A 13,896-nucleotide genomic window follows, 5' to 3' on the forward strand; every position below is an offset into this window, starting at 1 on the left:
CATATTCTTTATCGATTATTTCAGGCAGTGTTGTGCCGAATTATGCAAGCGGTCAATTCGTTGTATATTTAATTATACAATGATTTCGGTGTTCTGGAATTAATTAGAGGAATCTATGCGAGGGAAAAAACGCATTGGGTTATTGTTTTTGCTGATAACGGTTGTGGTTGGTGGCGGCGGGTTATTGCTGGCGCAAAAAGCCTTACATAAAACGTCGGATACCGCATTTTGCCTTTCCTGCCACTCGATGAGTAAACCTTTTGAGGAATATCAGGGAACTGTCCACTTTTCTAACCAGAAAGGGATACGTGCGGAATGTGCCGATTGCCATATTCCAAAGTCAGGGATGGATTATTTATTTGCTAAATTACAAGCTTCTAAAGATATTTATCATGAATTTGTTAGCGGCAAAATAGACAGTGACGATAAGTTCGAAGCGCATCGTCAGGAAATGGCCGAAACAGTATGGAAAGAATTAAAAGCATCGGATTCTGCAACGTGTCGTAGTTGCCATTCTTTTGATGCCATGGATATTGCCTCGCAAAGTGAATCTGCGCAGAAAATGCATACCAAAGCGCAAAAGGACGGTGAAACCTGTATCGATTGTCATAAAGGCATTGCCCATTTTCCACCAGAAATAAAAATGGATGACAACGCGGCGCATGAGCTGGAAAGTCAGGCCGCTACTTCAGTTACCAATGGCGCACATATTTATCCTTTCAAACCTTCCCGCATAGGCGAACTGGCCACTGTGAATCCTGGTACCGATCTCACCGTCGTTGATGCCAGTGGCAAACAGCCGATCGTTCTGTTGCAGGGTTATCAAATGCAGGGCAGTGAAAGCACGCTCTACCTGGCGGCAGGTCAACGTCTGGCGCTAGCCACATTAAGTGATGAAGGTATCAAGGCGCTGACGGTAAACGGGGAATGGCAGGCTGACGAATACGGCAATCAATGGCGTCAGGCGTCTTTACAGGGTGTGCTTACCGATCCCGCATTAGCGGACCGTAAACCGCTATGGCAATACGCTGAAAAACTTGACGATACCTATTGCGCTGGTTGCCATGCCCCTATTGCCTCCGACCATTACACCGTCAATGCATGGCCGTCCATTGCCAAAGGAATGGGTGCGCGAACCAGCATGAGCGAAAACGAACTGGACATTTTGACGCGGTACTTCCAGTACAACGCCAAAGATATTACCGAGAAACAGTGATCCTCGTTGATCAGGGAGGAAGTTATGACATTAACAAGACGTGAATTTATTAAACACAGCGGTATTGCTGCCGGGGCGCTGGTGGTGACATCGGCTGCACCGCTACCCGCATGGGCAGAAGAGAAGGGTGGCAAAATCCTCACCGCGGGCCGTTGGGGAGCAATGAACGTAGAAGTGAAGGACGGCAAGATTGTTTCTTCGACAGGCGCGCTGGCGAAAACCATACCGAACTCCTTACAGTCTACGGCGGCGGATCAGGTACATACAACGGCGCGTATTCAGCATCCGATGGTGAGAAAAAGCTATCTCGATAATCCACTGCAACCGGCGAAAGGTCGTGGCGAAGATACCTATGTACAGGTGAGCTGGGAACAAGCATTAAAACTGATTCATGAGCATCACGATCGTATTCGTAAAGCTAACGGACCATCGGCCATTTTTGCCGGATCTTACGGCTGGCGCTCTTCTGGCGTGTTGCATAAAGCGCAAACCTTACTGCAACGTTATATGAACCTTGCGGGCGGTTATTCCGGGCATAGCGGCGATTATTCAACCGGGGCGGCACAGGTGATCATGCCGCATGTGGTGGGTTCCGTGGAGGTGTATGAACAGCAGACCTCCTGGCCGCTGATTCTGGAAAACAGCCAGGTTGTGGTGCTGTGGGGGATGAACCCGCTGAATACCTTAAAAATTGCCTGGAGCAGTACCGATGAGCAAGGGCTGGAATACTTCCATCAGCTGAAAAAATCTGGCAAACCAGTGATTGCCATTGATCCTATCCGCTCCGAAACCATCGAGTTCTTTGGCGATAATGCCACCTGGATCGCGCCGAATATGGGCACCGACGTGGCACTGATGTTAGGGATTGCACATACCCTGATGACACAAGGCAAACACGATAAAGTGTTCCTTGAAAAATACACCACCGGGTATTCGCAGTTTGAAGAGTATCTGACAGGTAAGAGCGATAATACGCCGAAGAGCGCGGCCTGGGCGGCGGAAATTACTGGCGTACCGGAAGCGCAGATAGTCAAACTCGCTGAACTGATGGCGGCAAATCGCACAATGCTGATGGCAGGCTGGGGAATTCAGCGCCAGCAATATGGTGAACAGAAACACTGGATGCTGGTGACGCTGGCGGCGATGTTAGGGCAGATTGGTACACCGGGCGGCGGGTTTGGTTTCTCTTATCATTACTCCAACGGTGGCAACCCGACGCGTGTTGGCGGCGTGCTGCCGGAAATGTCTGCGGCGATTGCCGGACAGGCCAGCGAGGCCGCTGATGATGGCGGAATGACGGCGATTCCTGTTGCCCGTATCGTCGATGCGCTGGAAAATCCTGGCGGCAAATATCAGCATAACGGTAAAGAACAAACGTATCCGAATATCAAAATGATCTGGTGGGCGGGTGGCGGTAACTTTACCCATCACCAGGATACTAATCGTCTGATTAAAGCATGGCAGAAACCGGAGATGATCGTCGTTTCTGAATGCTACTGGACCGCAGCTGCTAAACATGCAGATATCGTATTACCGATCACCACATCGTTTGAGCGCAATGACTTGACGATGACCGGTGATTACAGCAACCAGCATATTGTACCGATGAAGCAGGCTGTCGCTGCGCAATTTGAAGCGCGTAACGATTTTGACGTGTTTGCCGATCTTGCTGAATTACTCAAACCTGGCGGAAAAGAGATCTATACCGAAGGTAGAGATGAAATGGCGTGGCTGAAATTTTTCTATGATGCCGCTCAGAAAGGTGCGCGTGCGCAACGCGTGACTATGCCGATGTTTAATGCTTTCTGGCAGCAAAATAAACTGATCGAAATGCGCCGCAGCGAGAAGAACGAACAGTACGTTCGTTATGGTGATTTCCGCGCCGATCCGGTGAAAAATGCGCTGGGTACGCCAAGCGGCAAAATTGAGATTTACTCCAAAACGCTGGAAAAATTTGGCTATAAGGATTGCCCGGCACACCCAACCTGGCTTGCGCCTGATGAGTGGAAAGGTTCCGCCGACGAGAAGCAGTTGCAGCTTCTGACCGCACATCCGGCACACCGTTTACACAGTCAGCTTAACTATGCGGAACTGCGTAAAAAATATGCGGTTGCCGATCGTGAACCGATCACTATTCACACCGAAGATGCTGCTCGCTTTGGTATTGCGAATGGCGATCTGGTGCGTGTCTGGAACAAACGTGGTCAGATTCTGACAGGCGCGGTGGTGACTGACGGGATCAAAAAAGGCGTGGTATGCGTGCATGAAGGTGCATGGCCAGATCTGGAAAATGGCTTGTGTAAAAACGGCAGTGCGAACGTGTTAACGGCGGATATCCCCAGCTCGCAGCTGGCAAATGCCTGTGCCGGTAACTCTGCGCTGGTGTATATCGAAAAATATACGGGCAATGCGCCGAAGTTAACGGCGTTTGATCAGCCAGCTGTTCAGGCATAAGACGTGAAAAGCGCCCGGAAACGGGCGCTAATCTTTACGGCTTGCGCGCAATCAGCACCGCGCGTTTAGGTGCCGGATAACCTTCAACTGTCTTACCCGGATCATGCGGGTCGAGGAAATCGGACAGAGACTCGGTAACCATCCATTCAGTGCGTCGCTGTTCTTCTGTAGTGGTAACGCTCACATCCGCAATGCGGATATCTACAAAACCACACTTCTTCAGCCAGTTTTTCAGCGCCAGCGCGGAAGGGATGAAATAGACATTACGCATTTGCGCGTAACGATCGCCCGGCACCAGCACCGTGTTCTCATCGCCATCAATAACCAGCGTTTCAAGCACCAGTTCACCCTCATTCACCAGTTGATCTTTCAACTGCCAGAGATGCTCCAGCGGTGAACGACGATGATAAAGCACGCCCATCGAAAAGACGGTATCAAAGGCTTTCAGTGCCGGAAGCTGTTCAATACCTAACGGTAACAAATGTGCGCGCTGATCGTTACCCAGTAGTTTACGCACCGCTTCAAACTGGCACAGAAACAGTTGCGTAGGGTCGATTCCCACCGCGAGGTGCGCGCCTGCGCCAATCATGCGCCACATGTGATAACCGCTGCCACAGCCGACATCAAGAATTGTGCGCCCGGTTAAATCAGAAAGATGGGGCAGAACGCGATCCCATTTCCAGTCGGAACGCCATTCGGTATCGATGTTGACGCCATACAGTGAGAACGGCCCTTTGCGCCACGGCATCAGGTTGCGCATCAGCGTTTCAATGCGTTTAATTTGCCCGGCGCTCAGTGGCTCTTCGCTTTCGGCGGTTACGCTATGCAATAAATCCAGACGATACGGTTTAATTTCAGGCAGAAATTCCACCGCGTTGGACCACTGCTTAAACAGCCCGTGCTGCTGCTCGCGCTGCCAGTTAGCAATCTGCGCGGGCAGCGTTTCCAGCCAGTGTGAAAGATGATTTTTGGCAATCAGAGAATAAAAGTTACCAAAGTCGATCATGCAGCGTCCTCTGCTTTTAATGCCACCAGGGAACCAAAGTTAAAGCACTGGAACCACAGCTCGCTATGCTCAAAACCAGCTTGATGCAGGCGTGCTTTATGGGTTTCCACAGAATCGGTTAGCATCACGTTTTCCAGCATGCTGCGCTTCTGGCTGATCTCCAGTTCGCTGTAACCGTTAGCACGTTTAAAGTCGTGGTGCATGTTGAACAGCAATTCACCAACTTTGGCATCTTCGAAACTGAATTTTTCCGAAAGCACCAGCGCACCGCCCGGGTTCAGCCCTTGATAAATTTTATCCAGTAACGCCTGACGCTCGGAAGGTTCCAGGAATTGCAGGGTAAAATTCAGCACCACCATCGATGCATTTTCAATGGCGATATCGCGAATATCACCTTCAATAACGTCTACTGGCGTAGGGGCTTTATAGGCGTCAATATGACGACGGCAGCGTTCAATCATCGCCGGGGAATTGTCGATGGCAATAATTTTGCAATTATCATGATGAATGTTGCGACGCACCGAGAGCGTCGCCGCGCCCAGAGAACAACCCAGATCGTAAACCTGCGTACCAGGTTGAACGAAGCGCTCGGCTAACATACCAATCATGGAAATAATATTGGAATAACCGGGAACGGAACGCTGGATCATATCCGGGAAGACTTCAGCTACCCGTTCATCAAAGGTCCAGTCACCCAGTCTGGCGATAGGGGCAGAAAATAGCGTGTCGCGGTGAGACATAACGTAAAAATCCGGGAAAAAGAAAGTGGCGTATTGTGCGCTAACGCAGGGAGAAAACCAACTCCCAGGGCATATACCAAAGATTCGCCAGCACCATCAGCAACAGCGCACACCAGGTGGCGCTCATGCCAGAACGTCGCCAGCGGAACAGACGGTGATGAAAACCGTAATAATGCATCAGACGACCAGCAAGCAAAACGATGCCGCAAATATGCACCATCCAGGTTTCTGCGCCATTCATTTCCATAAACAGCATCAACACAATCGCGATGGGAATATATTCCACCGCGTTACCATGAATGCGAATAGCGCTTTGCAGTTCGCTAAAACCGCCGTCGCCATAGGCAACGCGGTACTGCATTCGCAGGCGAACGACATCAAAAGAGAACTTCATTAATAACAACGCACTTAAAACGGCATACAGCGCGCTTACCATACAAACTCCCTTTAAAATGGCCGATGGCACCTGTCTATGATAGGTGGCAAATTCAGAAAAGAGAAGATTGCTGTGGAATAGCCGGAACTGCTCCGATCTCTGGAAGCGTTTTACGTAAGTCTTCCCACAGGATATGTACCAGTTCCGGGGCCTGGGCAATATCTGGCGTATGTAAAAAAAGATAAGGCGTAGTGGTCTGATGCCACTGCGCTAATTTTTGTAACCAGACCTGAAATAATTCCCGGTTTTGCGTCATATCATCACTACCGATAAAACGGATCAGCGGATTTGTCGCCGTCAGTACAGCATGTACCGGAACTTTAGGTTTTTTTCGTTGAGCGTCGCGAATAGCTTCACTGTGTGGACGTGCTGCATGAACCGGGCGGCTGTCTAAAATCACCCGATTAACGCCGCGCTGATGTAAACCGCGATTAAGTGTTTGTTCCTCTTCCCCTTTGGCGAAAAACTGTGGATGGCGGACTTCCACACCATAATTAAACTCGCCGGGAAGAGAGTCGAGAAAATGCCAAAGCGCAGGGAGATCCCGTGGGCCAAATGTGGCAGGCAGTTGCAGCCAGTATTGCCCAATGCGCGGCGCTAACGGTGACAAGCGAGTCAAAAATTCAGTTACTAAATCATCGCAATGCCGTAATGCTGCCTGATGCGAAATGGTCGCCGGAAACTTAAAACAGAAGCGAAAATTATCTGTGGTCTGCTCACGCCAGCGCAGGACAACCTCGGATTTCGGCAGGGCGTAAAGCGTGGTGTTGCCCTCCACACAGTTAAAGTGGCGGGCATACTCTTCAAGGCTGGTGATCCCCAACCGCACCCATTTAGGATGCGACCATTGCGGCAGACCGATGTAAATCATAATGCGTTGAGGATCTCTTCCACACTGCGCACACGGGCGATGCGTGGGTAGATATGGTTGATGCTGTTATTGTGCTGCTCGGCGCTGGCGGCGCTGCAGGCGTCTTCGGCAATCACCAGATTAAAACCGAGTTCCCAGGCATTGCGGGCGGTGGATTCAACACCGATATTGGTCGAGATCCCACATAATACTATTGTATCGATACCCCGGCGGCGTAATTGCAACTCCAGATCCGTACCGTAAAACGCACCCCATTGACGTTTGATGATTTCGATATCGCTGTCGGTTGCACCTAATGCAGCAGGATGTTGCCACCAGTTTTCGGGTAACACTTTAGCGGGGGAGGGGACATCAACCGGCTGTTTTAATGCTTCGGCATAATCGGCAGACCAGCCAACGCGCACCAGAAACACGGGCTGACCGCTCGCGCGAAATTTCGCCGCCAGCTTCCCGGCGCGATTAACCACCTCATCGGCAGTATGTGGACCACCGGCAAAAGGTAAGATGCCTTCTTGTAAATCAATCACCACCAGCGCAGTGGTTTTAGCATTAAGTTCAAGCATGCTGACTCCTGAAAAAACAAAATCGTGCCTCACACCTTAATGCGATTAGCCGATGGCGGAACGACAAATTTTGTTAATTTTTATGAGTTCGGGCAACACCTTTATAGCAAACTGGCGTAGAGTCTGATTTCAGGCCCGATATAAAGTGGTAACGAGGCGTTCCAGCGCGGGCCAGGCTCTTACGGTGCGGCAGAATTTCCAGTATAATAGCCGCCTTTTTTCATTCAGTTGTGACATACAGCTAACGCTGCGACTTGGTCACCTGCGCAGCAGGGGGCATCCGCCGGCAGCTAAGTTAAGGGATATCTCATGCGTACAGAATATTGTGGACAGCTCCGTTTGTCCCACGTGGGGCAGCAGGTGACTCTGTGTGGTTGGGTCAACCGTCGTCGTGATCTTGGTAGCCTGATCTTCATCGATATGCGCGACCGCGAAGGTATCGTGCAGGTATTTTTCGATCCGGATCGTGCGGACGCGTTAAAGCTGGCCTCTGAACTGCGTAATGAGTTCTGCATTCAGGTCACGGGCACCGTACGTGCGCGTGACGAAAAAAATATTAACCGCGATATGGCGACCGGCGAAATCGAAGTGCTGGCGTCCTCGCTGACTATCATCAACCGCGCAGATGTTCTGCCGCTTGACTCTAACCACGTCAACACCGAAGAAGCGCGTCTGAAATACCGCTACCTCGACCTGCGTCGCCCGGAAATGGCTCAGCGCCTGAAAACCCGCGCTAAAATCACCAGCCTGGTGCGCCGTTTTATGGATGACCACGGCTTCCTCGACATCGAAACTCCGATGCTGACCAAAGCCACGCCGGAAGGCGCGCGTGACTACCTGGTGCCTTCTCGTGTGCACAAAGGTAAATTCTACGCACTGCCGCAATCCCCGCAGTTGTTCAAACAGCTGCTGATGATGTCCGGCTTTGACCGTTACTATCAGATCGTTAAATGCTTCCGTGACGAAGACCTGCGCGCTGATCGTCAGCCTGAATTTACTCAGATCGATGTGGAAACTTCTTTCATGACCGCCCCGCAAGTGCGTGAAGTGATGGAAGCGCTGGTGCGTCATCTGTGGCTGGAAGTGAAGGGCATTGATCTGGGCGATTTCCCGGTAATGACCTTTGCGGAAGCCGAACGCCGTTACGGCTCCGACAAACCGGACCTGCGTAACCCGATGGAACTGACCGACGTTGCCGATCTGCTGAAATCCGTTGAATTCGCGGTATTTGCGGGGCCGGCGAACGATCCGAAAGGCCGTGTTGCCGCTCTGCGCGTTCCGGGCGGTGCGTCGCTGACCCGTAAGCAGATCGACGAATACGGTAACTTCGTTAAAATCTACGGCGCGAAAGGTCTGGCTTACATCAAAGTTAACGAACGCGCGAAAGGTCTGGAAGGTATCAACAGCCCGGTAGCTAAGTTCCTTAATGCAGAAATCATCGAAGCCATCCTGGATCGTACTGCCGCGCAAGATGGCGATATGATTTTCTTCGGTGCCGACAATAAGAAAATTGTTGCCGACGCGATGGGCGCACTGCGCCTGAAAGTGGGTAAAGACCTTGGTCTGACCGACGAAAGCAAATGGGCACCGCTGTGGGTTATCGACTTCCCGATGTTTGAAGACGACGGTGAAGGCGGCCTGACGGCAATGCACCATCCGTTCACCTCACCGAAAGACATGACTGCTGCAGAACTGAAAGCTGCACCAGAAAATGCGGTGGCGAACGCTTACGATATGGTCATCAATGGTTACGAAGTGGGCGGTGGTTCTGTGCGTATCCATAATGGTGATATGCAGCAGACGGTGTTTGGTATTCTGGGTATCAACGAAGAGGAACAGCGCGAGAAATTCGGCTTCCTGCTCGACGCCCTGAAATACGGTACTCCGCCGCACGCAGGTCTGGCATTCGGTCTTGACCGTCTGACGATGCTGCTGACCGGCACCGACAATATCCGTGACGTTATCGCCTTCCCGAAAACCACGGCGGCAGCGTGTCTGATGACTGAAGCACCGAGCTTTGCTAACCCGGCTGCACTGGCTGAGCTGAGCATTCAGGTTGTGAAGAAGGCAGAGAATAACTGATATGACTCAAATACACGAAATCATTCGCGTTGCATCGAGGCGGCAACTGAGTGAACTCCCATGAGCATAGATAACTATGTGAATGGGATGAGCGAAGGCAGTCAACGAAGAGGCAGCGTGAAGGATAAAGTGTATAAGCGTCCCGTTTCGATCTTAGTGGTCATCTATGCACAAGATACGAAACGGGTGCTGATGTTGCAGCGGCGTGACGATCCCGATTTCTGGCAGTCGGTAACCGGCAGCGTGGAAGAGGGTGAAACCGCGCCGCAAGCTGCCATGCGCGAAGTAAAGGAAGAGGTCACCATCGATGTTGTCGCTGAACAACTGACCTTAATTGACTGTCAGCGCACGGTAGAATTTGAAATTTTTTCACATTTACGTCATCGCTATGCGCCGGGCGTGACGCGTAATACGGAATCCTGGTTCTGTCTTGCGCTCCCGCACGAACGCCAGGTCGTCTTCACTGAACATCTGGCCTACAAGTGGCTTGATGCGCCTGCTGCGGCGGCGCTCACTAAGTCCTGGAGCAACCGGCAGGCGATTGAACAGTTTGTAATTAACGCTGCCTGAACAGGCAGGGCTATCTGGAGATATTTTTATGGCAGGTCATAGTAAATGGGCCAACACCAGACATCGTAAAGCTGCGCAGGATGCTAAGCGCGGTAAAATCTTCACTAAAATCATTCGTGAGCTGGTAACTGCAGCTAAGCTCGGCGGTGGCGATCCGGACGCTAACCCGCGTCTGCGTGCAGCAATTGATAAAGCACTGTCTAACAACATGACTCGTGACACTCTGAACCGCGCAATTGCACGTGGTGTGGGCGGTGATGATGATGCAAACATGGAAACCATCATCTACGAAGGTTACGGTCCTGGCGGCACGGCAATCATGATTGAATGTCTGTCTGACAACCGCAACCGTACCGTTGCTGAAGTGCGCCATGCATTCAGTAAATGTGGCGGTAACCTCGGTACTGATGGTTCCGTAGCTTATCTGTTCAGCAAAAAAGGCGTGATCTCCTTCGAGAAAGGCGATGAAGACACCATCATGGAAGCAGCGCTGGAAGCAGGTGCTGAAGACGTTGTGACCTATGATGACGGCGCGATTGATGTCTACACTGCATGGGAAGAAATGGGCAAAGTACGCGACGCTCTGGAAGCGGCAGGTCTGAAAGCAGACAGCGCGGAAGTTTCCATGATCCCGTCCACCAAAGCTGATATGGATGCAGAAACCGCACCGAAACTGATGCGTCTGATCGATATGCTGGAAGATTGCGACGACGTGCAGGAAGTCTACCATAACGGTGAAATCTCTGATGAGGTTGCAGCGACTCTCTGATGGGGCCTGCTAAACAGCAAAACGGAGACGCGTGATGGCTATTATTCTCGGCATTGACCCGGGTTCGCGCGTGACCGGCTATGGCGTCATCCGCCAGGTAGGCAGGCAACTCTCCTACCTGGGTAGCGGATGCATACGCACCAAAGTGGATGATTTACCGTCTCGTCTGAAGCTCATCTATGCGGGCGTGACGGAAATCATTACCCAGTTCCAGCCTGATTATTTCGCCATTGAACAAGTCTTTATGGCGAAGAACGCTGACTCAGCCCTGAAACTGGGGCAGGCACGCGGCGTGGCGATTGTGGCGGCGGTGAATCAGGAATTGCCGGTATTTGAATATGCGGCACGTCAGGTAAAGCAAACGGTGGTAGGTATTGGTAGTGCTGAAAAAAGCCAGGTGCAGCATATGGTCCGCACCTTGCTGAAACTGCCCGCTAATCCACAGGCGGATGCTGCCGATGCATTAGCTATCGCGATTACCCATTGTCACGTCAGTCAGAATGCGATGCAGATGAGCGAATCGCGGCTGAACCTGGCGAGAGGGCGACTGCGTTAAGTTATACCGCCTCGGTCAGTTCCGGCTGAGGCGTTTCCACTCCCTCCGCATGAATCAACACCAAACGCGGATGATGCCACAAACTGGCTGGCGTGACGGTTTTACGCTCCCACGGAATAGAACCCAGGAACCAGAATTTCCAGAAAGTGAGTTTTGCATTTGGATTGCTGTTTAACAGTTCTCCAAACGTCTCTATTTCACCCACCGGAATACATAGTGCCTCTTTATAAATATCAAAGACAAATTTTGAACAGAACTGGCGCGAAGATTCGTATTTAAAACCGGTGTGGTAAAGTTTTCGTAGCCGGGAGGGAACCTGTTCAACAATTCGTTGTTTTTGTTGTTCTGTTAGCCCGGCGTCTAATCGCTTTATAGCATAGCGTTGATTAGCAGAGCGTTTAATAAAACGGGATAGCGTAGTGATGGTTGAGAGGGGAACACGGCTTTCTGCAACCAGAAAGTCTTCACCGTTATGACCGATAATGAGCCCGACGTGATTACTCCAGCAATTTGATGCAGCTGATATTTGACCAAATAAGGCAGCACCTATACATGTAAAGATGATATCACCAATTTCATATTCAGCAGGATAATTAATATTCACGTTGTCATTCCATTGAAATAGATACGAATATACGTAATAGCATAAAAAATTTATTTTTTCAGGAGGCGCAATGTGTATTTTTATTACGCATTTCTTCACTGAATATGTAATATTTAAATATTTGCTTCCAATATAACCTGTAGAAAAAATTATACTGCGTCATTTTTCAGAACATCGGGACGCCTCGCAAGTTTTCTTCATCCTTCGCTGGATATCTATCCAGCATTTTTTTATCATACAGCATTATCTTTGATTCATTACGCAGGAGCGTCATGTGATAGGCAGACTCAGAGGCATCATCATTGAAAAACAACCCCCGCTGGTGTTAATTGAAGTGGGCGGCGTAGGCTATGAAGTGCATATGCCGATGACCTGTTTTTATGAACTCCCTGAAGCGGGTCAGGAAGCGATCGTTTTCACCCACTTTGTGGTGCGTGAAGACGCGCAACTGCTGTACGGTTTTAACAATAAACAAGAGCGCACGTTGTTCAAAGAGTTGATCAAAACCAACGGCGTCGGCCCGAAGTTGGCGCTGGCGATCCTCTCCGGAATGTCAGCGCAGCAGTTCGTTAATGCCGTTGAGCGTGAAGAAGTGGGGGCACTAGTGAAACTGCCGGGTATTGGCAAAAAAACCGCCGAACGCTTGATTGTTGAAATGAAAGACCGATTTAAAGGTTTGCATGGCGATCTCTTTACGCCAGCCGCCGACCTGGTACTCACATCACCTGCCAGCCCGGCGACCGACGATGCTGAACAGGAAGCGGTTGCCGCGCTGGTGGCGCTGGGCTATAAACCACAAGAAGCAAGCCGCATGGTGAGCAAAATCGCTCGCCCTGACGCCAGCAGTGAAACATTAATTCGCGAAGCCCTACGCGCCGCGTTATGAGGTAAAGGATGATTGAAGCAGACCGTCTGATTTCTGCCGGTACCACTTTGCCGGAAGATGTGGCAGATCGCGCCATTCGCCCTAAATTACTGGAAGAGTATGTTGGTCAGCCGCAGGTTCGTTCACAGATGGAGATTTTCATCAAAGCAGCGAAACTGCGCGGCGATGCCCTCGATCATCTGTTGATTTTTGGTCCTCCGGGGTTGGGTAAAACTACGCTTGCTAACATTGTCGCCAATGAAATGGGCGTTAATTTACGCACGACTTCTGGTCCGGTGCTGGAAAAGGCCGGCGATCTGGCAGCGATGCTCACTAACCTTGAACCGCATGACGTGTTGTTTATTGATGAGATCCACCGTCTATCGCCAGTTGTTGAAGAAGTGCTGTACCCGGCAATGGAAGACTACCAACTGGATATCATGATTGGTGAAGGTCCGGCGGCACGCTCCATTAAAATTGATTTGCCGCCGTTTACACTGATTGGCGCAACCACGCGCGCAGGTTCGCTGACATCACCGTTACGCGATCGTTTTGGTATTGTGCAACGTCTGGAGTTTTATCAGGTGCCGGATCTGCAATATATCGTCAGTCGCAGCGCACGCTTTATGGGGCTTGAGATGAGTGATGACGGCGCGCTGGAAGTTGCTCGTCGCGCTCGCGGTACGCCGCGCATTGCTAACCGTCTGCTGCGTCGAGTGCGTGATTTCGCCGAAGTGAAGCACGATGGCACCATCTCGGCTGATATCGCTGCTCAGGCGCTGGATATGCTGAATGTCGATGCCGAAGGTTTCGATTATATGGACCGCAAATTGTTGCTGGCGGTAATCGATAAGTTCTTTGGTGGGCCGGTAGGTCTGGATAACCTGGCGGCTGCCATTGGCGAAGAACGTGAAACCATTGAGGATGTGCTGGAACCTTATTTGATTCAGCAAGGCTTTTTGCAGCGTACACCGCGCGGGCGTATGGCGACAGTGCGGGCGTGGAACCACTTCGGCATCACGCCGCCAGAAATGCCGTAAGTCGGATCGGTCGCTCGCGGTGCATCCGACACTGGCAGTGTTGCCTGATGCGCCGCTATTCGCGTCTTATCAGGCATATACCAGAGATAGCGAACCATAGGTCGGATAAGGCGCTCGCGCCGCA

At 51.0% G+C, this 13,896-nt stretch carries 15 protein-coding genes; 9 read left to right on the plus strand and 6 right to left on the minus strand.

Annotation, left to right across the window (positions count from 1 at the left end):
• Positions 1-115 precede the first annotated feature (115 nt).
• A complete protein-coding gene (locus ACK8NJ_RS09820) occupies positions 116-1,216 on the plus strand; it encodes a NapC/NirT family cytochrome c (RefSeq protein ID WP_411962395.1) in 1,101 nt (366 codons plus the stop codon).
• 24 nt (positions 1,217-1,240) lie between these two features.
• Positions 1,241-3,670, plus strand: coding sequence for a trimethylamine N-oxide reductase TorZ (gene torZ / locus ACK8NJ_RS09825; protein WP_001559264.1), 2,430 nt, complete (start codon positions 1,241-1,243; stop codon positions 3,668-3,670).
• A 34-nt stretch (positions 3,671-3,704) separates the two neighbouring features.
• On the opposite strand, the gene cmoB is transcribed toward torZ, so the two are convergent.
• The 5 genes from cmoB to ACK8NJ_RS09850 are packed head-to-tail and all read right to left on the minus strand — an operon-like array spanning position 3,705 to position 7,286.
• On the minus strand, positions 3,705-4,676 hold the full coding sequence (cmoB, locus tag ACK8NJ_RS09830) for a tRNA 5-methoxyuridine(34)/uridine 5-oxyacetic acid(34) synthase CmoB (RefSeq protein ID WP_000564729.1): 972 nt from the start codon (positions 4,674-4,676) through the stop codon (positions 3,705-3,707).
• Positions 4,673-5,416 carry a carboxy-S-adenosyl-L-methionine synthase CmoA gene (gene cmoA, locus ACK8NJ_RS09835; RefSeq protein ID WP_000019591.1) on the minus strand — a complete coding sequence of 248 codons (744 nt, stop codon included), beginning with the start codon at positions 5,414-5,416 and terminating at the stop codon, positions 4,673-4,675. Before cmoA ends, cmoB begins: the two co-directional genes overlap by 4 nt.
• A gap of 40 nt (positions 5,417-5,456) precedes the next feature.
• Positions 5,457-5,852 carry an MAPEG family protein gene (locus ACK8NJ_RS09840; protein WP_000252980.1) on the minus strand — a complete coding sequence of 132 codons (396 nt, stop codon included), beginning with the start codon at positions 5,850-5,852 and terminating at the stop codon, positions 5,457-5,459.
• 52 nt (positions 5,853-5,904) lie between these two features.
• On the minus strand, positions 5,905-6,723 hold the full coding sequence (locus ACK8NJ_RS09845; protein WP_001559263.1) for a DUF72 domain-containing protein: 819 nt from the start codon (positions 6,721-6,723) through the stop codon (positions 5,905-5,907).
• Positions 6,720-7,286, minus strand: a complete 567-nt coding sequence (locus ACK8NJ_RS09850; RefSeq protein ID WP_000891630.1) for a hydrolase — start codon at positions 7,284-7,286, stop codon at positions 6,720-6,722. Before ACK8NJ_RS09850 ends, ACK8NJ_RS09845 begins: the two co-directional genes overlap by 4 nt.
• A 309-nt stretch (positions 7,287-7,595) precedes the next feature.
• Between ACK8NJ_RS09850 and aspS the strand changes: the two genes are divergently transcribed.
• The 4 genes from aspS to ruvC all read left to right on the plus strand — a co-directional run bounded on the left by aspS (position 7,596) and on the right by ruvC (position 11,263).
• Positions 7,596-9,368: an aspartate--tRNA ligase gene (gene aspS / locus ACK8NJ_RS09855; protein WP_001559262.1), complete on the plus strand. Its 1,773-nt coding sequence runs from the start codon at positions 7,596-7,598 to the stop codon at positions 9,366-9,368.
• A 117-nt stretch (positions 9,369-9,485) separates the two neighbouring features.
• Positions 9,486-9,938: a dihydroneopterin triphosphate diphosphatase gene (gene nudB, locus ACK8NJ_RS09860; protein WP_001308712.1), complete on the plus strand. Its 453-nt coding sequence runs from the start codon at positions 9,486-9,488 to the stop codon at positions 9,936-9,938.
• A gap of 28 nt (positions 9,939-9,966) precedes the next feature.
• Positions 9,967-10,707, plus strand: a complete 741-nt coding sequence (locus tag ACK8NJ_RS09865) for a YebC/PmpR family DNA-binding transcriptional regulator (RefSeq protein ID WP_000907234.1) — start codon at positions 9,967-9,969, stop codon at positions 10,705-10,707.
• Positions 10,708-10,741: 34 nt separating this feature from the next.
• The gene (gene ruvC, locus ACK8NJ_RS09870; protein WP_001295503.1) at positions 10,742-11,263 is read left to right on the plus strand and encodes a crossover junction endodeoxyribonuclease RuvC; all 522 of its coding nucleotides are present in this window, start codon (positions 10,742-10,744) and stop codon (positions 11,261-11,263) included.
• 1 nt (position 11,264) lies between these two features.
• Here ruvC and ACK8NJ_RS09875 read toward each other — a convergent pair whose 3' ends face one another.
• On the minus strand, positions 11,265-11,867 hold the full coding sequence (locus tag ACK8NJ_RS09875; protein WP_001559261.1) for a YebB family permuted papain-like enzyme: 603 nt from the start codon (positions 11,865-11,867) through the stop codon (positions 11,265-11,267).
• Between the two features lie 70 nt (positions 11,868-11,937).
• Between ACK8NJ_RS09875 and yobI the strand changes: the two genes are divergently transcribed.
• The 3 genes from yobI (at position 11,938) to ruvB (ending at position 13,772) form a co-directional block, all read left to right on the plus strand.
• Entirely contained in the window at positions 11,938-12,003 is a 66-nt protein-coding gene (gene yobI / locus ACK8NJ_RS09880; protein ID WP_072146566.1) for a stress response small protein YobI, read from the plus strand.
• A 138-nt stretch (positions 12,004-12,141) separates the two neighbouring features.
• Positions 12,142-12,753 carry a Holliday junction branch migration protein RuvA gene (gene ruvA / locus ACK8NJ_RS09885; protein WP_000580323.1) on the plus strand — a complete coding sequence of 204 codons (612 nt, stop codon included), beginning with the start codon at positions 12,142-12,144 and terminating at the stop codon, positions 12,751-12,753.
• 8 nt (positions 12,754-12,761) lie between these two features.
• Positions 12,762-13,772, plus strand: a complete 1,011-nt coding sequence (ruvB, locus tag ACK8NJ_RS09890) for a Holliday junction branch migration DNA helicase RuvB (RefSeq protein ID WP_000568522.1) — start codon at positions 12,762-12,764, stop codon at positions 13,770-13,772.
• Positions 13,773-13,896: the final 124 nt, after the last annotated feature.

It is taken from the genome of Escherichia sp. F1 (genome assembly GCF_046764225.1).
Classification (GTDB): Bacteria; Pseudomonadota; Gammaproteobacteria; order Enterobacterales; family Enterobacteriaceae; genus Escherichia; species Escherichia coli.

What these genes read in the sequence shown, in the direction of transcription:
- ruvB (WP_000568522.1), top strand. Translation starts at nt 12,762, where the DNA reads ATGATTGAAGCAGACCGTCTGATTTCTGCCGGTACCACTTTGCCGGAA.
- cmoB (WP_000564729.1), bottom strand. Translation starts at nt 4,676, where the DNA reads ATGATCGACTTTGGTAACTTTTATTCTCTGATTGCCAAAAATCATCTT.
- ACK8NJ_RS09840 (WP_000252980.1), bottom strand. Translation starts at nt 5,852, where the DNA reads ATGGTAAGCGCGCTGTATGCCGTTTTAAGTGCGTTGTTATTAATGAAG.
- ACK8NJ_RS09850 (WP_000891630.1), bottom strand. Translation starts at nt 7,286, where the DNA reads ATGCTTGAACTTAATGCTAAAACCACTGCGCTGGTGGTGATTGATTTA.
- ACK8NJ_RS09865 (WP_000907234.1), top strand. Translation starts at nt 9,967, where the DNA reads ATGGCAGGTCATAGTAAATGGGCCAACACCAGACATCGTAAAGCTGCG.
- aspS (WP_001559262.1), top strand. Translation starts at nt 7,596, where the DNA reads ATGCGTACAGAATATTGTGGACAGCTCCGTTTGTCCCACGTGGGGCAG.
- cmoA (WP_000019591.1), bottom strand. Translation starts at nt 5,416, where the DNA reads ATGTCTCACCGCGACACGCTATTTTCTGCCCCTATCGCCAGACTGGGT.
- ruvC (WP_001295503.1), top strand. Translation starts at nt 10,742, where the DNA reads ATGGCTATTATTCTCGGCATTGACCCGGGTTCGCGCGTGACCGGCTAT.
- ACK8NJ_RS09845 (WP_001559263.1), bottom strand. Translation starts at nt 6,723, where the DNA reads ATGATTTACATCGGTCTGCCGCAATGGTCGCATCCTAAATGGGTGCGG.
- torZ (WP_001559264.1), top strand. Translation starts at nt 1,241, where the DNA reads ATGACATTAACAAGACGTGAATTTATTAAACACAGCGGTATTGCTGCC.
- ACK8NJ_RS09820 (WP_411962395.1), top strand. Translation starts at nt 116, where the DNA reads ATGCGAGGGAAAAAACGCATTGGGTTATTGTTTTTGCTGATAACGGTT.